Consider the following 22,968-nt stretch of genomic DNA (forward strand, 5'->3'; position numbering starts at 1 on the left):
TAATTATCCAAAGATTACAAATCCGCCTTTAAAAATTCGCCAACAAGCCTTATAATAGCTGAAAGTTTATTTATCCCAATCAAGGAAAAACCCATGACCGACATCAACCCACAAATCAAAGAATTGATTGAAAACCAAATCAAAGACCATGCCGTGCTACTATATATGAAAGGCACGCCACAGTTCCCGCAATGCGGCTTTTCTGCTCGTGCGGTGGAAGTGCTGACGCAAATCGGTCGCCCGTTTGCGTTTGTGAATATCCTAGAAAATCCTGATATTCGTAGCACCTTGCCACTGATTGCCAACTGGCCAACTTTCCCACAACTGTGGGTGAATGGCGAGCTGATTGGCGGTAGCGATATCATGCTACAAATGTACCAATCAGGCGAGCTAAAGCCACTCATTGAAGAGCATACGCAAGCGGTGTAATTGACACAGCTTGATGAATGACAAAACGACTGCTTTGGCGGTCGTTTTTTGTGGGCGGTCATTGCTTGATTTTATGGATTTTAGCCTTATTAACAAGTCATCAATCCCACAAGGCAACACCATGAACTCAATCAAACAAATCTCAGAACAAATCCTAACCCTGTGTGAGTCACCAAACACAGCCCTACAAGCCATTCATCTCATCATACAGCATGGCGGGGCAGGCGAGCTTGCATGGCAGGTGGTGTACAACCGTGTGATGGCGGATAAGGATGTGGATGGGGCGTATTATTTGGCGAATTTTGCCATGCAAGTGCAGGATTTACCGTTTGACGGCTTACCGCTCATTGAGCTTGTGCTCAAACAAGACGATGACAATATGCGCCTAGCATTGCTTGATAAGCTGCCCGATGATGCCAAGGCAAACCTAGTGGCGATGGGGATTTTGACGCCAAATGAGAATGATGATTAATTTGAAAAGTGGCATATGATATTGACGCCATCAAAGAATGGGTATTTAGCCAGTCTAAATAATTGACAGTGAAATATAAAAGCCAATCATTGATGATTGGCTTTTTTTGGCTGGTAGGGTGTTTATTTACCTTTACGAGCTTTATTAGCACTAGTTTTACGCGGTGGCAATCCTGTGTGCTGTGTCAGTACTCGTCCTTTGGGTGGGTGATTGGCTGATTGACGGTTTTTGGATGTGCCTGTGCCTTTTTGGGTGCGTTTGACACTATCGCCATCGGCAGTCGAGTTCTTTTTGCGGGCTGATTGATAACTGCCCGTACCTGCAGGCTGATAAGTCGGAATCAAATGCTGTTTACTATTACCAATTAAATCACTTCTACCCATTTCTTTTAAGGCATGGCGTAACAGCTCCCAATTATTGGGGTCATGATAACGCAAAAAGGCTTTATGTAAACGGCGACGTTTCTCACCTTTGACGATATCCACATCTTCACTGGTGCGAGATACTTTTGCTAGCGGATTTTTCCCTGAATAATACATGGTCGTTGCAGTTGCCATTGGGCTTGGATAAAAGGTTTGCACTTGGTCAGCACGGAAACCATTTTTCTTGAGCCAAATTGCCAAATTCATCATATCATAATCGCTGGTTCCGGGGTGAGCAGCGATAAAATAAGGAATCAAATATTGCTCTTTACCTGCTTCTTTACTAAAACGGTCAAACATCTGTTTAAAGCGGTCATAGGTACCAATGCCCGGTTTCATCATTTTAGATAAAGGGTTTGCTTCCGTATGCTCTGGTGCAATTTTTAGATATCCACCCACATGATGCGTTACTAATTCTTTAACATATTCAGGATTTAACACCGCCAAATCATAACGTAATCCTGAACCAATCAAAATCTTTTTAATGCCTTTGATGGCACGAGCTTTACGATAAAGTTGGGTGAGTGGAGCATGGTCAGTATGTAGATTTTGACAAACACAAGGGTAAACACATGACGGTTTACGGCAATTTTTCTCAATTTCAGGGTCTTTGCAATGCAAGCGATACATATTCGCCGTTGGCCCCCCAAGGTCAGAAATAATGCCAGTAAAATTTGGTGCGGTATCACGGATTTTTTCCACTTCTCTTAAAATGGACTCTTCCGAACGATTTTGGATAATTCGCCCTTCATGTTCGGTAATCGAACAGAAGGTGCAGCCCCCAAAACAGCCCCGCATAATATTGACTGAAAACTTAATCATATCAAAGGCAGGGAAACGAGCATTGCCATAACTTGGGTGTGGCAAGCGAGCATAAGGCAAATCAAAAATATAATCCATCTCTTCGGTGGTGAGCGGAATCGGTGGTGGATTTAGCCAAACATCTCTATCGCCATGACGTTGCACCAAGGCTCGGGCATTGCCGGGATTGGTTTCTAGGTGCAAAATACGATTGGCATGGGCATACATCACACGGTCATTTGCCACTTGTTCAAAACTTGGCATACGAATCACTGCGAGTTCTCGTGGTGGTAATTTGTGTTTAATGGCTTTTGATGGTTGCAGACTTACAATTTGCGTATCACTTGGCAAATCATCACCTGCTTTTACGATTGGATTTTCGACCACATCTTTATTAAAGTTTTGATATTGTTCTGTTTTATTTTGCTCAATTTCACAATCGGCAACATCTTCCATCATCACATAAGGATTGATAATTGGGTCAACTCGCCCAATCGTATCTACATCATTACTGGCAATTTCAATAAAATCTTTTTTAAGATGTCGATTAGATTTATTTAAAATAAATGCTGTACCACGCACATCGACAATCGTTTTGATAGTTTCACCACGAGCCAAGCGGTGCATGATTTCAATAATTGCACGCTCACCATTACCATAAACCAAAATATCAGGTTTTGCGTCCATTAAAATAGAGCGACGCACTTTATCTGACCAATAATCATAATGGGCGATACGGCGTAAACTGCCTTCAATTCCCCCTAAAATAATCGGCACATCGCCAAAAGCTTCACGGCAACGCTGACAATACACTGTCGCCGCACGGTCAGGGCGTTTATTTGGCACATTATCAGGGGAATAGGCATCATCAGAACGGATTTTGCGGTCAGCTGTATAGCGGTTAATCATACTGTCCATATTACCTGCAGTAACGCCAAAGGCAATATTTGGTTTGCCAAGCACTTTAAAGGCATCAGCAGATGTCCAATCGGGCTGGGCAATAATGCCAACACGAAAACCTTGTGCTTCAAGCGTGCGTCCAATCACCCCTGAACAAAATGATGGGTGGTCAATATAGGCATCACCACACACCAAAATAAAATCGCAACTATCCCAACCAAGCATATCCATTTCTTCACGAGACATGGGTAAAAATGGTGCAGGTTCAAAACAACTTGCCCAATATTTATCATAATCTAAAATATTTTTGGCAGTTTGGCGGTGTTTATAAGCGGTGGACATGGATAGCGTTACCAAATAAAAAAGTAATAATGAAAACTTCTCATTTTAGCATGAATTTTATTCAAATTGGGGGAATGTTGTGGGCTTTTGGTAAATGATGGGTGGGTTATTTGATTAAGATAATTCGTCTGCCAGTTGCCTTAAGGTGATAGTCGTGAATCAGTAGGGCAAGCTTTTTGTAGTGAATGGGTAGATTGTCATGATAAATTGCAATGCTTCTAAGAGATTTATCAAAAATCGTAATGTGTGCACCTTCCGTTTTATGCCTGCCGAACGTTTCTACGGATGAGAAATTTTGCCATGGAATATATATCGTCTGATCATCAAGATGGTGCGTCAAGCCATCAGGTGTTAGCTGTAGAAAATAAGAATTTGGGTCTGTGCTTAGGCTAAACTTGTGATTTTGTTTTTGTTCATAAACCATACCAAGTAATAAAAGTCCTGCCAATAGAGCAATCCAACCCAAACCAAAACGCCAATCGCCAAAGATCATACGAATACCAAGCACAGTCAGAGGAATCCCAAAAACAACACCTAATAGGGCATCGAAGTTAAACAAAGGGCGATGGATATGAATGGTAATCTCGGGTAAGTCTGAAATAGAATCTGTCTGTCTAATTTGGGCGAGATACTGCTCAAAATGCTGATTATTCATAAGTGTAAATAAAAAAGTGCGATAAGTGATTTTATCGCACTTCTTGAGTTTTGGCGAATTAAATTGACTGCATCAATGAGCAATCTGACCAAATTTGCCGCTTTGGACATCTTGCATGGCTTGGACAATCTCTTCACGAGTGTTCATCACAAATGGACCATAGCCGACGATTGGTTCATTGAGCGGTTCACCGCTTAGAATCAGCACTTTGGCATCATTATTGGCTTCGATATGCACGCTATCGCCACCACGCTCAAAGGTCACAAGTTCTGCACGGCGTACGATGTCATCACCGTTGATTTGTACCGTGCCATCTAGCACTAGGATGACAAGGTTGTGGCTGGTTGGGATGGCAAACTCATAGCCGCCGCCTGCATTTAGGCGCACATCCCACATATTGACAGGGCTAAAGGTCGATGCCGAACCTGTCGTACCATTAAGCTCGCCTGCGATGATGCGTGCGATGCCTGCACCGTCCAAATCCACCACAGGGATGTCATCACTGACGATGGCTTGGTATTTTGGCGGTGTCATTTTGTCTTTGGCAGGTAGGTTCACCCACAGCTGCACCATCTCAAACAGTCCGCCTTCTTGTGAGAACTTCTCAGAATGAAATTCTTCATGCATCAGACCCGAACCTGCGGTCATCCACTGCACATCACCTGTACCGATGATACCACCGCCACCGGCTGAATCTTTGTGAGCGACTTCGCCTTGATAAGCGATGGTCACAGTCTCAAAGCCACGGTGTGGATGCTCGCCAACCCCACGAAAATCACTCTTGCGATTGCCATCGAAATGCTGTGGCGATGCATAATCCATCATCAAAAATGGATCTAGGTTTTTGTGCGTTTCTTGGTAATTGAACATCCCATGCACATGAAAGCCATTGCCGACCCAATGTTTGTGCGGTGCTGGATAAACTTGTTTAACTTGTTTCATCTTAAAATCCTTAGCCATTTGGCTTGTTAATGTTGATGGGTGTATTATACGCCTTTTAAAAATGGAATAAATAGCCTTTGGTGCAATCTGATGTTCTATATTTGCAACAATCAAAGATGAAAAACAGTTGGAAAATAACCCATTGTTATTAAGCTTGATTTTAGGGATATATGATGATAGATTATGAATAAGGATTTAATCATATCTGCAATACAAGGAGCTGATGATGAGTACAGAAGATATTTTGGCATGGACTTTGATCGAAGAGTGTCCAATCCCAAGCGATGTTACTGAGATTTTGACCGATGGTGAGCAGGCGATCTGTGCTTATAAGACATTTCGTGATAGTGCGATTTTTACCACCAAGCGATTGATTGTTCGTGATGCACAAGGCTTGACTGGTAAAAAGGTGGAGATTTATTCACTGCCTTATAGTAGTATCAATATGTGGTCGAGTGAGAATGCAGGTAGCTTTTTTGATTTCAACGCTGAGATTGAGCTGTGGACGCGTGTGGGTAAGATTAAAGTAAATCTTGATCGCAAAATCGATGTGCGTAAGCTTGATCGCTTGATTGCCAGCTGTGTATTAGGTGCTTGATTTCACTTTATGCCATCAAAAAATCCGTAATCATGATGCGTCACGACTACGGATTTTTATTTGCTATATTATCGTGCCAAAATGCTGTCAGGCACTGCTGGGGCAATCAATCGCTTCAGCTCAGTACCTTCTAGCGAAATATCACCAAAGCGTGCATGACCCGCATTCCAATCAGCAACCGCTTGCTCGAGATCATCAACAGTACGACCAACGAAATTCCACCAAATGATGGTCGGGTGGGGCAATGGCTCACCGCCCAATAGCATCACATGAGTGCCTGCTGCTGCCCACAGTTCAAGCTCATCTTGGGCATTTTGGCAGTCGGACAGTACAGCCAGCTCGTCTTGACCATAGCTTTGTCCATTGATGCGGATTTCACCTTTGATGACCAAAAAGCCGTATTCAAAGCCATCCACTTCATCAATGGTAAACGTACCATCTTGCAAAAACTGCATATCCACACCCAGTAGTGGACTGTACTGTGTGGTCGGTGCTGTATGTCCGTGATAGCTGCCTGTTGTTAAGATATAATTCACACCATCACGGCTCCAAGTCGGTAGCTGTGGATAATGCTCAAAGCTTGGCTTGATGTCCTGATCCATGGGCAGGGCGATCCATAGCTGTACGGCGTGTAGGTCTTTGATGCCATCAGGGGTTTGTTCGGTGTGGCTGATGCCTGTGTGGTTGCCTGTGCCTGCGGTCGTTAGATTGACTTGCTTTGGGCGAATCAGTTGGCGGTTGCCAAGACTGTCTTGGTGCCACACTTCACCTTGCAGCATCCAAGTAAAGGTCTGTAGGTTGATGTGCGGATGCAGACCGACTTGTAGGCCGTCTGAGCCATCGGCAAACTTGAGCTCATCTGAACCAGCGTGGTCCAAAAAGCACCATGCGCCCACTGTCTTGCGACGAGCTTGTGGTAGCAGGCGGGCAACAGGAATACCACCGACATCTTTGGTGGCAGCGGTATATTTATCAACGCTCATAAAAAATTCCTAAATAATTAAAAAACTATAGGTGAGTTGCAGTCATGATTCACTGCATTATCCATCAAAATAATGGATAATGCAAAGTGGATTTGTAATGCCAAGTTAACAATGAATCAATACTCATAAATCGCCAAAATCGGAATCACCAAATCTTCTTCATCGGTCAAATGTCGATATAGCCATTCGCCACCTTCTTTGATGGCATGATATAGCGCATCTGCAAGCTTGGGATCGGCATTTTCTTGGTATCTGAGCTGACCAAGTAGTGCCTGTATCTGCTCAAGCTGTGCTTCGATGTGATGATGATCGCTGTCCAATAAATCAAAGCCTTTGTTTAGCTTAGGTTCACGCAAGCGTAACTGTGGGAAATAGTGATGGTCTTCGATACCGTGATGACCATGCAGATGCCCATAATGGCTACTGGCTCGCCCAAGTAATAATCGGCGATATTCCGACCATTCAAGCTGACCGTTTTGATAATTTTGATTGAGATGCTCAATTTCCCCTTGTCCACGGCGTAGGCTTTGGTGCATACCAAGCCATGTGCTTGCGGTACAAAAACTTGGCAAATGATACCATTTATCAGGTGGCATCTGCTCATGCAGATACAGCCAATCGCTTTGTAGTTTGCTATCGATATGAGTAGGTTTAAAAATTTTCATCATCGGTATCCTGTGTTGTTTGAAATGATACCGATGATATATGGATTGCAAAATTAATTACAATGATATTAAAATGCAACACAATGTTCCAAATTTGCAACTTAAGTAGTCACAAGCAGTCATCAAGGATACGGTACTGTATTTGCCTGATATTCTGGATTTTTTTCAATAAATGCACGCACCATTGGGCAAACAGGTTTGACCTTTAGGCCTTTGGCTTGAGCATCATCTAAAATGGTTTTGATTAAAAATTTAGCAATACCACGACCGCCTAACTCTTTAGGCACTTCGGTGTGGGTGTAGGCAATACCACCATCAAACAATTCATAATCTTCAAACGCCACAAAGCCGCCAACATGAATCTCAAAACGGCTCAGCTCTTTATTGTCAATCACGGTATAGGGTGTGTCTGTCATGAGTTATCCTGATATGATTTGCCCTAAGGTTGCAAGCCTTCTTGGGCTAGCACTGATTTTACGCCTGCATTTTCGCCAATACGCTGATAAAACGGCTCTAAATTTGCCAATTCGCTGTAGTCAATTTTTAAGCCTTTGCACCAACGCAGCAGTACATATAAATACACATCAGCTACAGAAATATTTTCAGCCAAATAATCTTGCGTCTCAAGGCGAGTGTTGGCTTGGGCAAGCATACGCAAAATTTCACTACGTGCATGAGTTTGCATATCGGCTTTAAACCCTTCATCTTGTACATAATCAGGTAAATGGAATAATGGTGAGAAGGCTTTATGCACATCGCCATTTAAAAAAGTTAGCCAACGCATTGCTGTTGCACGACCCTCAGCCGTACGACTACCAAATAGTTTGGCTTCTGGGAATTTTTCATCTAAATAGCTTAGAATAGCAACATTTTGCGGTAACACAAACTCATCATCAACCAATAAAGGGACTGCCCCTTGTGGGTTTAAAGATAAATATTCAGGCGTTTTGGTATCAGCAAGTTTCATCGCCTCTGCGTCATATTCCGCCCCAGTCCATTCAAGTGCGGTGTGTGGCACAAGTGAACACGCACCAGCCATATAATAAAGTTTCATAAGATTATCCTATAATAAAATTTAAATAATAAATTTAACCAAAATTTGCTTTGGTATCAAGCGTGTGGTTGTGCCATTATACATATTGCAAAAAATAGAATAAGTATTAAAATAGCAACTTAAAGTTCCATTATTGGAACAATCATCCTATTTCATCAGCTGTAATCATCCATCATGCCAACTTCAAAATCAATCAAAAAAGTGGATCTAAACGACATTAAGCTGTTCGTCTCGGTCGTCCAAGCAGGCAGCCTAACTCGAGCATCCGAACTGCTTGATATCCCAAAATCGCACATCAGTCGCCATCTGACCGAGCTTGAAAATAGTCTTGGTACGACGCTGATGGATCGGGGTCGGCGTGGTATTGTGCTCAATGAATTGGGGTTGCGGTTTTTGCACAATGCCCAAGAGATGCTACGACTTGCCCAAATCGCCATTGATGATGTTCAGGATAACTTACAAAAGCCCAGTGGCTTACTGCGACTATCGGTCTCGACAGAAGTGGGTCGTGGCTTTTTGATGCACCATCTTCCTGAGTATTTTCGCCGTTATCCCGATGTGAATTTGCAAGTTCAGATTGATAATCGTAAAGTCAATATGATCCAAGATGGCATTGATATCGCTTTGAGAATCGGCAGTGCTGATAGTGATAATGTGGTGGCACGCAAGCTGTTTGATATTGAGCTGGGCTTGTTTGCATCCAAGTCGTATATTGATGCACATGGTATGCCAAGCAGTCCGCATGAGCTGTATGGGCATACGCTACTGCATAAATATGATGGGCCGGATTGGGCGTTTTGGTGCGACCATCATTTGGTGCGTATCGATGGGCAATATCGCCTAAGCTGTAATGACTTTAATCTTGTGGGGCAGATGGTGTCCGATGGGCTCGGTATTGGGCTGCTGCCTTGTTTTGATAATATGATTCGTGCTGATTGGGTACGATTGTTACCACAGTGGCAGATTGATAGCGTGCCACTGTATGTGGTGTATTACAAAAATCGTGGCGCAGTGCCGACGGTGCGTAGCATGGTGGAGTTTTTGGTGTCTGTGGCAAAAGCTGTGTAAAAAAACGCTTGGCAAATAACCAAGCGTATGCGATGCCAGCTAGTGCGCCAAAGATGGCATCCACCGTAGCATCAAAATCCTATATCGCCATGCATGGCTACGCTCGTGCGTGTCTAATCTTAGGCTAAGTCAAAAAGCACAGATAGTCAAAAACGCTCCAGCAGTACTGAAGCGTTTTTTTGTGATGACAAGCTAAAGCGGATTAGGCGTCGGTCTTTTTACGACGAGTGGTGGTTTTCTTTGGCTTGTCAGCAGCTGTCTTGGTTGCCGTGCTTTTGGTTGCTTTTTTGGCAGGGGCTTTTTTGACAGCTTTGTCATCTGCTTTATCGCTAGTTTTGGCGTCTGCTGATTTTTTTGCCGCAGGTTTTTTAGCGGCTTTGGTCGCAGGGGTATCATCAAGCAGACCTTTTTCGGCGACTTTTGCCAATAGCACTTCGCCCATTGGTTTTGGATTGCCGGTAAATAGCGTTGATAGGCCGTTATTTTCGATGATATGACGGCGTAGTGCCAGACGCTCTTCGTGGTTTTCGGCTAGGCGGATGGCACGCTCAACATACTCATCAGCGGTATTGGCGATGAGCCATTCAGGTAGTCCTAGACGACCAAATAGACCTTCGTCGATGTGCTCATGCACTTCAGGGCCGGTTTTGCAGACACCCACCAAGCCAAGCGTTACCATATCAATGATACCGTTGGTATTGCCAAATGGGAATGGGTTCACCATCATATCGCACTGATGTAGGATACCTAGATATTGATGATATGGGGTGTGTGGATGTGCTGTTGCACTATCACCTAGGTATGACTTGATAAAACGCTCGACATACGGATGGGTGATACCTGATGACTGACCTAGGGCAAAGTGGAAGTGCACTTTGACTTTGGCACGGTCACGGATGGTTTGTAGTGCTTTTAGGAAATATGGGTTTAGCTTCATTGTGGTTGACGCGATACCGATATTCACCACTTCAGGATTTTCACGCAGGCGATACTCGACTGAATTTGGCGCTAGTGCTGATGGCACATACGGTAGTGCATCTTTTGGTAGGCGAAGTAGCGTTTCGCTAAAGCAGTCTTCTGAGCCGACATAATCATCTTCGACGATGACATAGTCAATAAACGGCGAGTGCGTCGTGCCCGGATGACCCAGTGCGACACTTTGGATTGGTGCGATTTGGGTATTGCTTAGGAAAATCGTGGTCAAATCCATGCCGATGCTTGGCATATACAGCACAGCAGGCTCAAGCTTTTCAGCATAATCTTTGACAGCGTTTAGCTTATCAAAAATGCTGTTTTGGTTAAGCAGATGGAACTCATCAAAGACATCACGGCCTGCTTGATCCACAGCTTCACCACCAAAGCCAACAATGTGGAATAGCTCACGAGCAGCGATCATTGAAGTTGAGTGCGTGCGATAGATTGAGTGCGCTGAATGGAAGTGCTCAAGCACGACGAACATCACAGGCTTGCCATTGGTGCGACCAATCTTCTTGACATCACGATCTGCCCAGCCGCTGGCTAGTAGGTGCTTACGAATCACGGCATTGAGCGATTCTTTGACACGGTGCTTGTCGGCATCGACATCATAGCTACAGTGCATATAGACATCGTGGCTGATGGCTGATGGTAGGGTATTTAGGTTTTCGAATGTTTTTAGTTTTTCTGGGAACCATTTTAGGACAGCGGCACGCTTGGTGAATGATGATTCAGTACCGATAAAGCGTGGTGACTGTAGGGCAAAGCATAGCGATGCGCACAGTGATGGGTTTAGATTCCATAGAACATCAAGGTTGAGCGGAACATTGGATTCCATCGTGTATAGGATACAAAAACGCTTGATGGCTTCGATATTGTTCGGTAGGTGAATCTCAAGCGGACGCTCTGGGTTTGGATTTGGGTTGGCGTCATAAGTCTTTAGAATATGGTCAGCATTGACATAAGGCGAGCTGGCAAAAATCAGACCCAACCAGCGGTGCAAGGTCATAAAGCGATTAAAACCGCCTTCGGTGATGCTAAAGTTATTTTTGGCATCAAATAGCTCGGTGACAGCCGATGCCACACGAGTTGCAAAATGCACCACGCGCTCTTGTTCTGAGAAATTTAGCTGTTGTGGGTAGTTGCATTCGATTTGGTGGATGCCACCGAACTGATTATCCAGACTGCCTAGGATATCAAGCAATTCATTGCAAGACACTTCAAAATCTTTTTTTGCGACCGCTTGTTCAAAGCGGATAACACTGGCTTGTTTGTTTTGAGACATGGTCATACTCGATTAGTAAAAATAAAAACTATCCATCACCCTAGATGGATATTCGGTCAAAAATTAGACATATTATAATCATTTTTTTATTCAAAAACAGATGTTTCTACACAATAACAAAATAAAAAACAAAAACACAACAGATGATGTGCTGTTTGCACTTGATTTGTCATATGGATAAGGAATTTATCTTAAGGTTATGCCTGATGTTTTTGGCGTTTGACCTAGCTATGACCCAAAAATCTTATGCATGAGCAATCCGCAATTCATAAAAAACATCATATAAATTAATAAGTTATCAATATTTTGGTGATTTTTTGCCAAAAAATTATTTGGCTTAAGCTAAATTTAAGCTTGCCATGATTAAATATGCGCATCAGCACAGCACGGCTCAATGAATGGTTGGTGATTTGGCTTATCATGGCATTGATAAATAGCATCGATAAATGGCTTTTGATAAATGACCTTGATAAATAATCAGTTGAGCAGTTGCTGTTAGCACGAATTTGATAACACGATGGAGTAACCGATGAAATTTGCAACCAAACTATCAATTGCACTACTGAGCCTAAGCACTGTATTTTCGACTGTCGCACTGGCAGATGATGACCGTGACGATAATCGCCGTAGCACACAAGTACAAGCCAAGGCAGTCAATACTGTTGCAGCTGCCAAATCATCAGTGGATAACACACGAGTGAATGTCACTGGCAAAATCGTCCGCAGTCTAGGAAATGAAAAATACGAACTGCAAGACAGCACAGGCAAAATCCGTGTAGAAATTGACAGCGATGATTATGGTCGTGCGCAGTTGGTGGGCAAGACAGTCACTATCGCTGGTGAGGTTGATGTCAGCCGTAGCGGTCGAGAGATTGATGCCAAATCGGTAAGTATTCGTTAATGATTTAAACAATCAAATAAACCAGTGTAAAAAATCAAACAGACAAACCGACACTGATTTGCTACACTAAGCATCATCCAATTACTACATCACAAGCTTGTCTTGGATGAGTTATGATTTAATTTGTATAAACCAAAAAAAGTTGAAGTTATTATGAAAAAATTTATCGCATTGAGCGCACTATCAGGTGCTGTACTACTAACTGCTTGTAGCAATATGAGCCAACAAAAAACCGGCGAAGTGGTGTTGCCACAAACCCAAGCCCAACCTGTTGCACAAACCGCCACCGCCCAAAACGTGGTAACGCAATCTGCACCAGTCAATGCATCACAAGCCATCAATGAGCACGCCGTCGCCAACCAAATCCGTACGGTCGCAAGCCTATCCGACCTGCGTGATGAGACGATGGTACGCCTACAGGGTAAAATCACCAAAGCACTACATGATGAGAAATATGAATTCACTGATGCAACTGGCACGGTTGTTGTCGAGATTGATGATAAAGATTGGCAAGGTCGCAGCGTGACCAATGCCGATGTGATTACCATCGTTGGCGAGCTGGATATTGATTATATGCCAACCAAGCGACTAAAAGTTGATGTCGATATGGTAGAGTACCGCTAAGCATCAATCAGCACAAATGACAAGTTAGTTTATATGGACTGTATATACGGGCTTTAATTTGTATCCCAAAAAGCACAAAATCTATCATGGTTTTGTGCTTTTATTATTAAGATGCTAAAATAAGATTTTTGTGATCGAAAAAACAAGGGGCTAGGCATGAAAATCATGGGCGATACCATTCCTGCATGGGTGCTGTGGGGTGCGGTCGTGCTGGCATTTTGTGCAGGATTGCTAAACACCATCGCCTTGATGGGGTTTACGCACGTTTCGGCATCTCATGTGACAGGTAACGTCAGTCAGTTTGCTTTATCTTTGCTGGATGGTGACTGGGTGAATATGCGCCTGTTTTTGATTTCGATTGCATCGTTTTGGTTTGGCTCGGTATTATCAGGCATGATTATTGGCTCAAGTGAGCTTAATATCAACCGTCATTATGGCTATGCGATGTACCTAGAAGCACTGCTGTTATGCCTAAGTCTAGCACTGTATATCCATGATAATTATTTTGGGCAGATGATGATTGCGATGGCGTGTGGACTGCAGAACTCGATGGTCGCCACTTATGGCGGTGCGGTCGTGCGTACCACGCATTTGACAGGGACGACATCTGACCTTGGAGCGACAGTGGGGAATTGGCTGGTTGGTCGCAAGGTGGATATCAGTAAAGTGGTGCTACACAGTGGGCTATGGTGGGCGTTTTTTATTGGGGGTTTTGTGGCGGTGTGGCTGTATCGCGAAGTGGGTTATTGGGCGATGTTGTTGCCAATTATGATTATCCTACTTGCGGCGACCAGCTATACACAGATGGAGCGTTGGTTTCCAAGCATCGTACGAGTGGCGCGACTCAAACAGCTAAAAAAACTGCGCAAATTTGAGCAGTTGAAAAAATCAATGCATCGAACGGATGTGGAAATTGATGAGTGATATAAAATCCTAACACCTATCTTGATGTAATGACAAAGTAATTTTTGTTGTTGCAATAACCTTATCAAAACTGCGGACTTGCAGCAAGTGGTTGACTGTGTTGAATTTGGAATTTGATCCAAAGAAAAATGAGAAAAATATCTCCGAGCGAGGCATTAGCTTTGAGTTGGTGTATGAATTTGACTGGCAATCAGCATGGATTTGGTAGGATGTCCGTAAAATTTACCCAGAGGTCGGATATTGTGCATTGGGGTATATCAATAGTCGATTATATGCTCTAGTATTTACCGAGACTGCATTGGGGATTCGTGTAATCAGTCTAAGAAAAGCCAACAGGCGGGAGGTGAAAAAATATGAACAAAATCTATAACCCTGAATTGGTTACTTTGGATAACCCTGAATGGATGGATGAGATGTTTGCACAAGCAAAGCGTGTTGATGAATTGCCATTGTCATTACGTCAAAAGATTGCTGGTGGCAGACCCAAGCTTGAACAAACTAAGCAATCTGTTACGGTGCGATATGATGCTGAAGTGCTAGAATACTTTCGTGCGACTGGCAAGGGGTGGCAGACACGCATGAATGATGCGTTAAAAGAGTGGATTGCGGCACATTGATGTTCTTGGGTAAGCATAGATAAATTTAAATAGCTGTAAAAAAACGAGATAGTGCAAATGCAGTATCTCGTTTTTTTTGTGCAAGAATAAATATCAAGTTAATAATGATACTCAGCCAAACGCAGGCGAGCGTCTTGGTACAGCGTCCAAAAACTCACGGCGAGCATCATGATTGCTGACAAATTCACCCAGCATACTGGTCGTACGAGTGGTGGATTGTTGTTTACCGACACCACGCATCATCATGCACATATGGCTGGCATCCATCACCACGGCGACACCACGACAGCCTGTCAGTTCTTCGATGGCGGTAGCGACTTGTTTGGTTAGGTTTTCTTGGATTTGTAGGCGACGAGCGTACATATCGACGATGCGTGCGACTTTTGATAGGCCAAGCACCTTGCCATTGGGTAGGTAGCCGACGTGAGCCACGCCATAAAATGGCAACAGATGATGTTCACACAGCGAATAAAATTCGATATTTTGCACCAAAACCAATTCAGGATTATCCGAGTCAAACACCGCATCATTAGCCACGGTCGCTAGGTCTTGATGATAACCACGAGTCAAGTAGCCAAACGCTTTGGCAGCACGCATCGGCGTATCTAGCAAACCATCACGGCTCAAATCTTCGCCTGATGCACTGATGATCTTGGCATAATGTTCAGATAGGACTTCAAAATCGGGTGTAAAGTTTACGGTATCAGAATTTGACATGGTCTTTGATGAATAATGAATGAAAACAACATAGCTTAACGCAAAACGGCAATTTTTTAAAGCCTTTATTGGGATTTATTGTGATTTTTGGGGAAATTTATCACGGCTTGAGCGTGCAGGCGGGGTAGGCTTGTGATTGTATATTAAGTTTACATCTGTACTAATTTTTCTGCACAATTTCAAAAACCGTGCTATAATGAGCCAAATTTTCCCTAATTTCACCCACAAAGGATCAAACCCATGCTACTAAAAGGTCAGCGTTTTGTTGTCACTGGTATCGCCAGTAAACTGTCTATCGCTTGGGCGATTGCAGAGAGCCTACACCGTGAAGGTGCGGAGCTGATTTTGACTTATCCAAATGACAAAATCAAAAAGCGTGTCGATATGGCAGCCGAAGCATTCAACGCCACAGCCGTGATTGAGTGTGATGTCGCATCAGATGAGTCTATCGCCGCTTGCTTTGAAGAAGTGGCGAAGCACTGGGGTAATGGCGATGATCGTGGTGTCAATGGTATCGTACACGCCATTGGCTTTGCACCTGCAGATCAGCTTGATGGCGACTTTACCAGTGCGACCACTCGTGAAGGCAGCCAAATCGCGCACGACATCTCAAGCTACAGCTTTGTGGCACTTGCCAAAGCAGGTCGTGAACTGCTTGCTGCTCGTCAAGGCTCACTATTGACTCTAACCTACGAAGGCAGTATCTCTGTACTACCGAACTACAATGTCATGGGTATGGCAAAAGCTAGCCTAGAAGCATCGGTACGCTATCTAGCATCATCACTGGGTGGCGAAGGCATCCGTGTCAATGCCATCAGTGCAGGCCCAATCCGTACCCTAGCAGCGAGCGGTATCAAGTCATTCCGCCGTATGCTCGATGTCAGCGAAAAAATCGCACCGCTACAACGCAATGTCAGCCAAGAAGAAGTGGGCAACGCCGCCTTATTCCTGCTATCGCCATGGGCGAGTGGTGTGACGGGTGAGATTTTGTTCGTCGATGCAGGCTTTAATACCGTTGCCATCAGTGAGCAAATCATGGCAATGGCATCAGATGGCGAATAAGACTGATGCGATAGCCTGATGGCTATAAATAGCCACAATACAGCCACAACTTCGGTTGTGGTTTTTTTAGGAGCTGACGTAGATAAGATTTAAATCCCACACCATTTTCTCAATGTTTTAAGCTTTTGAGGTGGTGTGCCATCGTTAAAACGAAATTCACATTCTTTAATAAAAAGATGGAAATGTTTCTTGTCAATGCCATTGTACTTTCTAAGCACTCGTTTGGCTTGATTCCAAAAGTTTTCAATGCCGTTGATGTGATTATGGTCTTTTGCAAACTCTCTTGAATGGTTAATTCTAAAATGCTTAAAATCGCTCACATCAAGAGCATTATAGCTTTTGTAGCAATCCGTATAAACAATACTATCAGGCTTGATTTTGCTTGTAATAATAGGCATTAGCGTATCGGTTTTGGTGTCTTTAACAACAACGGTATAAACTTTGCCATTTTGCTTTAAAAGACCAAATACAGCAGTTTTACCACCAGTACCACGACCACGTTTACCCTTACGGATACCGCCAAAGTAACTTTCATCAAGTTCAATCTCGCCATCAAATAACTGACTAGCTTCAAGATTGAGATTGTATTCTATCACAAGTCTGATTTTATGGTAAAACAATATGGCTGTATTGTACTGAATACCAAGCAAATCCGCTGACGTTCTAGCAGTAACTTCTGCAACAAAAAATTCAAGCAGTTTTAACTGTAATTTTTTACTTAATTTACAACGAGTTAGCTTCATATTTTTAGTATATTATATGTGCTAATCTACGTCAGCCCCCCCCTTTTTTTTATTATGCAAATTTATGATAGTTTTACTGAATAATTTGTTATACAATTCCATTTTACAAAATATCTACAAAAGTTGATAAACAGCAAGATGGATGACAATGTGTTATTTTGATACAATATAGAAACTTATATCCACAAACTGTCTGCATTATTATTCACAATGAAGTCTAGAAGAATGCTTTTTATGAATATTTTCTGGTGCAATGTGAGTATTGTGTAGGCATACCACTTAAGGTGTTTTTTATGAACAAGGTTTACAAGGTTGTTTGGAATTATTCTACTCAAAAATGGGTAGCGGTATCTGAGTTGGCAAAAGGTCGTGTGAAATCATCTGTGGGTAATGAATGCAAACAGATGACTTTGTTCAAGATTTCGCCATTGAAGGTCGCCGTAATGCTAAGCCTGGGTGTCTTTACTACCAATGCTTTTGCTGCGATTGCAGAGGGAACACTTAATGGTACTACCAACTCAGACGTGTTAAATTACAACACAGTAAACAACCTTGCAGGACCAGGTGCTTCAGGAACTAATTATGCAACCGCTGTTGCGGCAATCCCTATTGGTTCAGGTTCTCAAGCCAACCAAGGTGGGGTTGTTGTTGGAAGTAAAAGTACCGCAAATGCTTTAGCAGTCGCAGTCGGCTCTGCAGCGACAGCTAATGGTTCATCTGCAGTTGCACTTGGTGCCGCTACTTTAGCTCAAGGCGTTAACTCGCTTGCTATTATGCGTCAAGCTGGAGCAACTGGAAACTACTCTATGGCAATTGGTACGGCTGCTGCGACAACTGGCGAGGCTGGTATTGGTATTGGTAAATCGGTATTAAGTTCGGGCACAAGAGCAATTGCTATCGGTTCTGCAACAAATTCATCCACTAACAACTATAATGCAAGTACTAATACTCAAGCTACAGCTACAGATAGTATTGCGATCGGTACCAAGGCAAGAGCAGCAGCGGCATCCTCTGTAGTTATTGGTGTTAATGCTTCAGGTGGCTCGGGTGCGGCTGGGCAAATGAATTCAATTGCAGTGGGTGCGAATTCAACTGCTGCGCATAATAATGCAACAGCAATTGGTTATTGCGCAACCACATCTGGCGTGGATGCTATTGCAGTCGGCTCAAATGCAGTTGCCACTATCAATGCAACAGCCATTGGTTTGAATGCAACTGCATCAGTGGATCGCTCTTTAGCTGTTGGTGAAAATACAAAAGCCACAGCGGGACAGTCTATTGCTCTTGGTTCTACACTGAATATTTCTGGCAGTCAGGCTATCGGGCTTGGTAATAATATGAATATTACAGGTGAGGGTGCGATTGGTATTGGTGGTGATGATTTTGGAACGGCAACCAGTTATACCGTTGCAGGGCAAACAATCACATTGGCATCTGCATACCGTGAAACACAATCAAGCGGAAGGGGATCTGTTGCCGTGGGTACTCAAGCCCAATCTACAGGGGATTTTGCTTCAACACTTGGGGCTCACTCTTCTGCAGTTAAAGGAGCTACAGCACTCGGCGCATTCTCTGATGCCACATCAGAAGGGACGGTTGCAGTGGGGTTAAATGCAACTGCAAGTCAGGCTAATGCAACGGCAATCGGCGCAAATGCGACAGCAAGCCACTACCGAACAGTAGCTATCGGTTTGGATTCTACAGCTACTTATATGAATGCAACAGCTATTGGTAGTCTTGCTCATGCAGACAAAGAAGATGCTATTGCAATTGGTGCAAAAGCAAATACAACGGGGAATTCGGCTGTTGCTATTGGTAAATCAGCAAATTCTTCAGCCCAGAATTCCATTGCAATTGGTAATGGCGAAGGTAAAACAGGAGCCTCTGGCGATAACTCTATTGTATTAGGTGCTTATGGTGTTGCAAATCAATCCAATGCTACTGCTATTGGTAGGACTGCTAATGCAGTAGCCCAAGATGCTATTGCTATTGGTAGACAAGCCAATGCTTCCTTAGCCGGTTCTTTGGCGCTTGGTAATGGCTCTGTAACGGGGATGTCAGTTCCTGATACGACTTTGAGTTATAACTTTGCAAATGATGCTGGGGCAAACGTTTTACCTAATACTCAAAAAGCAGCAAACTCTACTGTTTCTGTTGGTACAAGTTCATATCAACGCAAAATTATTAATCTAGCAGCGGGAGCAGTAACAGCAACCTCTACCGAAGCCATTAACGGCAGCCAGTTGTATGATGTGGTAACTAAAGTTGGTTTTAATATTCAAGAAAACGGTGCGGCGAAATCGCGTATCAATAATAACAATATCGTCAATTTTGCTGACGGCACTTATACCACTGCCAGCGTAACGGATGGGACAAACAGCTCAACTGTTAAATTTAATGTGGTAAATCAAGCCATTACGACAACCAATGGCGTTGCTTCTGCGACAGGTGCAGCAGGTTTAGCAACTTCAGCAGATGTGGTAAATGCGGTGAATAATACCGGCTTTAACTTACAAGCTAATGGTGCGGATGGTTCGTTTATTAAATCGGGTAATACGGTCAATATTGCACAAGGTAGCAATATTGTCGTGAGTAAATCGGGCAATACCGTTACTGTTGCAACCAGTAAAACGCCAATCTTTGACAGCGTAGAGACTACTTCCTTAATTACTGGTCGTGCTGAGATACAGGGTGAATTAGAGGTAGCCGGTGAAGCAGTCTTCCAAGGCGGCATTACGGTTGATGGCGTACAAACTGTAGATATGGGTGGCAACCCAATCAACAATGTAGCAGAAGGTGTTTATGATACCGATGCGGTGAATGTGTCGCAGTTAAAAGCTAATGCTACCAAAGTTGTTGCGGGTAAAAATGTTAGTGTGAGCGACAGCAAAAGTGCAGACGGTACTACTTATACTATCAATGCAAATGACACCAGTGCCAGCGTTTCGAGCGATAGCACATTATTAACTGTTACGGCAAATGGTACAAAAGCAAACGGCGATACTACGGTAACGGATTATAAAGTCAGTCTTACTCAAGGTTCTTTTGGTACACCAACTACGGGGGCATTGGTTGGCGGCACGACAGGCGTGGCAACAACAGCGGATGTCGTTACTGCGGTAAATAGTGGTTACTGGAAAGTGGGTAATAATGCTGGTGCTAAAACTGCAGAAATTAAATTTGGAGACCAAGTTAATTTCGTGAATGGCAGTGGCACGCTTTCTAATGTAACGGGTGCTAATGTTAGTTTTGATGTTAATGTAGATGGCAAAACGATAACTGTGGGTAATGATGGTAAACTGGCAGTTAACACAAGTGCTTTACCTAAAGGGGTATCTGTTGAAGCAGGTAACCATACGACAGTAACTTCTAAAGCAGGCTCAGCGGGCGAAACGATTTATGTTGTTGATGCAGAGAAAACTACTGCAACAGCAGGCTCAGATGCTGTAAAAGTAACCGCAGGCACAAAAGATGCGATCGGTGTTACAAATTATACCGTGGATTTAAGTGACACAACTAAAGAGCAACTTGCTAAAGCAAACACCGCCATCCAAAACTTCACAACAAGCGTTAATGGCGCCAAAGTTGAAACCATCACCAAAGACAACAACGATGTCGGCTTTGTCAATGGTACAGGCACTACAGCTCGTGATGACAATGGTAATATCACCTTTGATATCAATAAAGCCAACCTAAGCACCGATGCCACAGGCACAGTCAGCTCAGACAAATCAGGTAATAGCTTTGCAACAGCAACGAATGTGGCAGAGGCGATTAACTCTGCTTCAACAACGCTAACCAATAAAGGCCTAAACTTTACTGGTAATGATGGCACCACAGCACGTAAACTTGGCGAAACCCTAAACATCACAGGTACAGCGTCAACTGCAGGTGCTTATAGCTCTGCCAATGTCAAAACTGTGGTAACCGACGGTAAAGTGGAAATCCAAATTGCAGACAACCCTGTATTTGAAAACATCACTGCTCAAAATGTGAATGCAACCAACGTTAACGCAACCAACGTTAATGCAACAACAGTCAACGCTACAGATGTCACCACAACCACGCTAACAACCACAGGTGATGCAACCATTGGTGGAGAGTTGGTCACTCAAGGTGGTATTCGAGTGGAAGGCACCCAAACCATTGATATGGGTGGTAACCAAATCAATAACGTGAAAGCTGGTACACTTGATACAGATGCGGTGAACCTAGCTCAGCTAAACAGCACGGTGGCGAACTCAGGTTGGACAGTCAAAGCCAATGGTGATGCTGGTGAACGTATCAACAATAATGGTGAAGTGAACTTCATCCAAGGGGATAACATTGTTATCACCCGTACAGGTTCAGACATCACTGTTAAAACAGTAGATAGCCCGAACTTCACTACTGTCAACGCAACTACGGTTAATGCAACGACAGTTAACGCAACAAACGTTAACGCCACCAACGTTACTACAACAGACCTAACCGCCACAGGTAATACCACAGTGAACAACTTCACTGTTCAAAATGGTGCAACGGTTGATATGGGCAATAACGTTGTGACCAACGTTGCCAATGGTACGAAAGCGACAGATGCGGTCAATAAAGGTCAGTTAGATGAAGTGGCAGGCACAGCAAACACCGCCATCCAAAACTTCACAACAAGCGTTAATGGCGCCAAAGTTGAAACCATCACCAAAGACAACAACGATGTCGGCTTTGTCAATGGTACAGGCACTACAGCTCGTGATGACAATGGTAATATCACCTTTGATATCAATAAAGCCAACCTAAGCACCGATGCCACAGGCACAGTCAGCTCAGACAAATCAGGTAATAGCTTTGCAACAGCAAATGACGTTGCCAATGCCATCAATAACGCCTCAAAAGCTGCCAAAACTGAAGTTAAAGCAGGTGATAACATTGTTGTAACCAACACCACTGGTTCAGATGGTCAAACAGTTTATACCGTTGCAACATCAAAAGACTTAACAGTGGATAGTATTACAGCAGGCGATACTACCATCACTACAGATGGCGTGACCATTGCTAATGGCCCAAGTATCACCAAATCAGGCATTAATGCAAACAACACGGTCATTACCAATGTTGCAGCAGGTACTAATGCTACAGATGTGGTGAACGTATCTCAGCTACAAGGTATGGGTAATTACTTTAATCAACAGATTGAAGACATGAGAAATCATGTTAATATCGTTGAGGATAATTTGGAGGCTGGATTGGCTGGTGCACGAGCAATTGCGGCATTGCCACAGGTTTCTCGCCCTGGCGCTTCTATGTTGGCGGTAGGTCTTGGATCGTATGCTGATAAAGGTGCGATTGCTGTTGGCTTTAGTAGTATTAGTGATAATGGTAAGTTGACAATGAAAGTCAATGTTGATGCTAATACCGAAAACAAATTTGGTGCCGGTGTTGGTATGGGTTGGGAATGGTAATTTGTTAGCATTCTTGATCTTATAAAGCTGTAAACATAGTAGCAAATACCCCAAAGGATAATCTTTGGGGTATTTTTTTTATGATGAGTTTTTTTTGGTGGATTGATGCCCGAGATAACATCCCGAGGTATATGTTATAAGAATATGCAAATTACGCATATCAGTCAAGGCGATAATCACAATGTGTTTACCTGTTATTTTTTTAATAACTCTAAAATAATAATTATGTAATATATTTTGTAATTGATTAATTTTTATACAAAAAATAATATTATTACAATTATATAATGAAAAATTTCATATTTTTACCATTGAATAAGTGAAGTTCAAATTCACTTAATAATCCCA

Annotated in this window: 21 protein-coding genes; 11 read left to right on the forward strand and 10 right to left on the reverse strand. The window is 43.2% G+C overall.

What is annotated here, in order from left to right:
• Window positions 1-93 precede the first annotated feature (93 nt).
• Together grxD and B0680_RS00710 are read left to right on the forward strand one after the other, a co-directional pair.
• Complete coding sequence (gene grxD / locus B0680_RS00705) at window positions 94-429, forward strand: Grx4 family monothiol glutaredoxin (RefSeq protein WP_078253135.1); 336 nt, start codon at window positions 94-96, stop codon at window positions 427-429.
• A 121-nt stretch (window positions 430-550) separates the two neighbouring features.
• Complete coding sequence (locus B0680_RS00710) at window positions 551-901, forward strand: hypothetical protein (RefSeq protein WP_078253225.1); 351 nt, start codon at window positions 551-553, stop codon at window positions 899-901.
• A 122-nt stretch (window positions 902-1,023) separates the two neighbouring features.
• Here B0680_RS00710 and B0680_RS00715 read toward each other — a convergent pair whose 3' ends face one another.
• The 3 genes from B0680_RS00715 to B0680_RS00725 form a co-directional block, all read right to left on the reverse strand.
• Entirely contained in the window at window positions 1,024-3,366 is a 2,343-nt protein-coding gene (locus tag B0680_RS00715; protein WP_078253136.1) for a YgiQ family radical SAM protein, read from the reverse strand.
• A gap of 106 nt (window positions 3,367-3,472) precedes the next feature.
• A complete protein-coding gene (locus tag B0680_RS00720) occupies window positions 3,473-4,021 on the reverse strand; it encodes a hypothetical protein (protein ID WP_078253137.1) in 549 nt (182 codons plus the stop codon).
• A 72-nt stretch (window positions 4,022-4,093) separates the two neighbouring features.
• Window positions 4,094-4,963, reverse strand: a complete 870-nt coding sequence (locus B0680_RS00725; protein ID WP_078253138.1) for a pirin family protein — start codon at window positions 4,961-4,963, stop codon at window positions 4,094-4,096.
• Window positions 4,964-5,189: 226 nt separating this feature from the next.
• Here B0680_RS00725 and B0680_RS00730 point away from each other — a divergent pair, with 226 nt between their 5' ends.
• Window positions 5,190-5,561, forward strand: a complete 372-nt coding sequence (locus B0680_RS00730; RefSeq protein WP_211271237.1) for a PH domain-containing protein — start codon at window positions 5,190-5,192, stop codon at window positions 5,559-5,561.
• Between the two features lie 68 nt (window positions 5,562-5,629).
• On the opposite strand, the gene B0680_RS00735 is transcribed toward B0680_RS00730, so the two are convergent.
• The 4 genes from B0680_RS00735 to B0680_RS00750 form a co-directional block, all read right to left on the reverse strand.
• Window positions 5,630-6,544, reverse strand: coding sequence for a pirin family protein (locus tag B0680_RS00735; protein WP_078253140.1), 915 nt, complete (start codon window positions 6,542-6,544; stop codon window positions 5,630-5,632).
• Window positions 6,545-6,660: 116 nt separating this feature from the next.
• Window positions 6,661-7,209, reverse strand: a complete 549-nt coding sequence (locus B0680_RS00740; protein WP_158078281.1) for a hemerythrin domain-containing protein — start codon at window positions 7,207-7,209, stop codon at window positions 6,661-6,663.
• Between the two features lie 122 nt (window positions 7,210-7,331).
• Window positions 7,332-7,625 carry a GNAT family N-acetyltransferase gene (locus tag B0680_RS00745; protein WP_078253142.1) on the reverse strand — a complete coding sequence of 98 codons (294 nt, stop codon included), beginning with the start codon at window positions 7,623-7,625 and terminating at the stop codon, window positions 7,332-7,334.
• A gap of 23 nt (window positions 7,626-7,648) precedes the next feature.
• Entirely contained in the window at window positions 7,649-8,263 is a 615-nt protein-coding gene (locus B0680_RS00750; RefSeq protein WP_078253143.1) for a glutathione S-transferase family protein, read from the reverse strand.
• A gap of 174 nt (window positions 8,264-8,437) precedes the next feature.
• Between B0680_RS00750 and B0680_RS00755 the strand changes: the two genes are divergently transcribed.
• Window positions 8,438-9,331, forward strand: coding sequence for a LysR family transcriptional regulator (locus B0680_RS00755; RefSeq protein ID WP_211271238.1), 894 nt, complete (start codon window positions 8,438-8,440; stop codon window positions 9,329-9,331).
• 202 nt (window positions 9,332-9,533) lie between these two features.
• Here B0680_RS00755 and B0680_RS00760 read toward each other — a convergent pair whose 3' ends face one another.
• The gene (locus tag B0680_RS00760) at window positions 9,534-11,591 is read right to left on the reverse strand and encodes a UDP-glucose:protein N-beta-glucosyltransferase (RefSeq protein WP_143821319.1); all 2,058 of its coding nucleotides are present in this window, start codon (window positions 11,589-11,591) and stop codon (window positions 9,534-9,536) included.
• A 529-nt stretch (window positions 11,592-12,120) separates the two neighbouring features.
• Between B0680_RS00760 and B0680_RS00765 the strand changes: the two genes are divergently transcribed.
• The 5 genes from B0680_RS00765 to B0680_RS00785 all read left to right on the forward strand — a co-directional run bounded on the left by B0680_RS00765 (window position 12,121) and on the right by B0680_RS00785 (window position 14,657).
• Window positions 12,121-12,492: a YgiW/YdeI family stress tolerance OB fold protein gene (locus tag B0680_RS00765; RefSeq protein ID WP_078253145.1), complete on the forward strand. Its 372-nt coding sequence runs from the start codon at window positions 12,121-12,123 to the stop codon at window positions 12,490-12,492.
• A 153-nt stretch (window positions 12,493-12,645) separates the two neighbouring features.
• A complete protein-coding gene (locus B0680_RS00770) occupies window positions 12,646-13,116 on the forward strand; it encodes a NirD/YgiW/YdeI family stress tolerance protein (protein ID WP_143821320.1) in 471 nt (156 codons plus the stop codon).
• A gap of 156 nt (window positions 13,117-13,272) precedes the next feature.
• The gene (locus B0680_RS00775) at window positions 13,273-14,040 is read left to right on the forward strand and encodes a YoaK family protein (RefSeq protein WP_078253147.1); all 768 of its coding nucleotides are present in this window, start codon (window positions 13,273-13,275) and stop codon (window positions 14,038-14,040) included.
• A 220-nt stretch (window positions 14,041-14,260) separates the two neighbouring features.
• Window positions 14,261-14,410, forward strand: coding sequence for a BrnT family toxin (locus B0680_RS10985; protein ID WP_407661989.1), 150 nt, complete (start codon window positions 14,261-14,263; stop codon window positions 14,408-14,410).
• A complete protein-coding gene (locus B0680_RS00785) occupies window positions 14,394-14,657 on the forward strand; it encodes a BrnA antitoxin family protein (RefSeq protein ID WP_078253148.1) in 264 nt (87 codons plus the stop codon). The genes B0680_RS10985 and B0680_RS00785 overlap by 17 nt, the downstream gene beginning before the upstream one ends.
• Before the next feature lie 111 nt (window positions 14,658-14,768).
• Here B0680_RS00785 and folE read toward each other — a convergent pair whose 3' ends face one another.
• Window positions 14,769-15,374, reverse strand: a complete 606-nt coding sequence (folE, locus tag B0680_RS00790) for a GTP cyclohydrolase I FolE (RefSeq protein WP_078253149.1) — start codon at window positions 15,372-15,374, stop codon at window positions 14,769-14,771.
• A gap of 240 nt (window positions 15,375-15,614) precedes the next feature.
• Between folE and B0680_RS00795 the strand changes: the two genes are divergently transcribed.
• A complete protein-coding gene (locus tag B0680_RS00795; protein ID WP_078253150.1) occupies window positions 15,615-16,436 on the forward strand; it encodes an enoyl-ACP reductase FabI in 822 nt (273 codons plus the stop codon).
• 89 nt (window positions 16,437-16,525) lie between these two features.
• Here the strand turns inward: B0680_RS00795 and B0680_RS00800 are convergent, their stop codons facing one another.
• Window positions 16,526-17,179, reverse strand: coding sequence for an IS1595 family transposase (locus B0680_RS00800; RefSeq protein WP_078253151.1), 654 nt, complete (start codon window positions 17,177-17,179; stop codon window positions 16,526-16,528).
• Between the two features lie 293 nt (window positions 17,180-17,472).
• Here B0680_RS00800 and B0680_RS00805 point away from each other — a divergent pair, with 293 nt between their 5' ends.
• A complete protein-coding gene (locus B0680_RS00805) occupies window positions 17,473-22,620 on the forward strand; it encodes a YadA-like family protein (protein ID WP_078253152.1) in 5,148 nt (1,715 codons plus the stop codon).
• The last annotated feature ends 348 nt before the right edge of the window (window positions 22,621-22,968 follow it).

It is taken from the genome of Moraxella pluranimalium (genome assembly GCF_002014825.1).
Taxonomy (GTDB): Bacteria; Pseudomonadota; Gammaproteobacteria; order Pseudomonadales; family Moraxellaceae; genus Moraxella; species Moraxella pluranimalium.

What these genes read in the sequence shown, in the direction of transcription:
- folE (WP_078253149.1), bottom strand. Translation starts at nt 15,374, where the DNA reads ATGTCAAATTCTGATACCGTAAACTTTACACCCGATTTTGAAGTCCTA.
- B0680_RS00800 (WP_078253151.1), bottom strand. Translation starts at nt 17,179, where the DNA reads ATGAAGCTAACTCGTTGTAAATTAAGTAAAAAATTACAGTTAAAACTG.
- B0680_RS00710 (WP_078253225.1), top strand. Translation starts at nt 551, where the DNA reads ATGAACTCAATCAAACAAATCTCAGAACAAATCCTAACCCTGTGTGAG.
- B0680_RS00720 (WP_078253137.1), bottom strand. Translation starts at nt 4,021, where the DNA reads ATGAATAATCAGCATTTTGAGCAGTATCTCGCCCAAATTAGACAGACA.
- B0680_RS00755 (WP_211271238.1), top strand. Translation starts at nt 8,438, where the DNA reads ATGCCAACTTCAAAATCAATCAAAAAAGTGGATCTAAACGACATTAAG.
- B0680_RS00730 (WP_211271237.1), top strand. Translation starts at nt 5,190, where the DNA reads ATGAGTACAGAAGATATTTTGGCATGGACTTTGATCGAAGAGTGTCCA.
- B0680_RS00805 (WP_078253152.1), top strand. Translation starts at nt 17,473, where the DNA reads ATGAACAAGGTTTACAAGGTTGTTTGGAATTATTCTACTCAAAAATGG.
- B0680_RS00735 (WP_078253140.1), bottom strand. Translation starts at nt 6,544, where the DNA reads ATGAGCGTTGATAAATATACCGCTGCCACCAAAGATGTCGGTGGTATT.
- B0680_RS00715 (WP_078253136.1), bottom strand. Translation starts at nt 3,366, where the DNA reads ATGTCCACCGCTTATAAACACCGCCAAACTGCCAAAAATATTTTAGAT.
- B0680_RS00765 (WP_078253145.1), top strand. Translation starts at nt 12,121, where the DNA reads ATGAAATTTGCAACCAAACTATCAATTGCACTACTGAGCCTAAGCACT.
- B0680_RS00775 (WP_078253147.1), top strand. Translation starts at nt 13,273, where the DNA reads ATGAAAATCATGGGCGATACCATTCCTGCATGGGTGCTGTGGGGTGCG.
- B0680_RS00745 (WP_078253142.1), bottom strand. Translation starts at nt 7,625, where the DNA reads ATGACAGACACACCCTATACCGTGATTGACAATAAAGAGCTGAGCCGT.
- B0680_RS00740 (WP_158078281.1), bottom strand. Translation starts at nt 7,209, where the DNA reads ATGAAAATTTTTAAACCTACTCATATCGATAGCAAACTACAAAGCGAT.
- grxD (WP_078253135.1), top strand. Translation starts at nt 94, where the DNA reads ATGACCGACATCAACCCACAAATCAAAGAATTGATTGAAAACCAAATC.
- B0680_RS00750 (WP_078253143.1), bottom strand. Translation starts at nt 8,263, where the DNA reads ATGAAACTTTATTATATGGCTGGTGCGTGTTCACTTGTGCCACACACC.
- B0680_RS00725 (WP_078253138.1), bottom strand. Translation starts at nt 4,963, where the DNA reads ATGAAACAAGTTAAACAAGTTTATCCAGCACCGCACAAACATTGGGTC.
- B0680_RS00760 (WP_143821319.1), bottom strand. Translation starts at nt 11,591, where the DNA reads ATGTCTCAAAACAAACAAGCCAGTGTTATCCGCTTTGAACAAGCGGTC.
- B0680_RS00785 (WP_078253148.1), top strand. Translation starts at nt 14,394, where the DNA reads ATGAACAAAATCTATAACCCTGAATTGGTTACTTTGGATAACCCTGAA.
- B0680_RS00795 (WP_078253150.1), top strand. Translation starts at nt 15,615, where the DNA reads ATGCTACTAAAAGGTCAGCGTTTTGTTGTCACTGGTATCGCCAGTAAA.
- B0680_RS00770 (WP_143821320.1), top strand. Translation starts at nt 12,646, where the DNA reads ATGAAAAAATTTATCGCATTGAGCGCACTATCAGGTGCTGTACTACTA.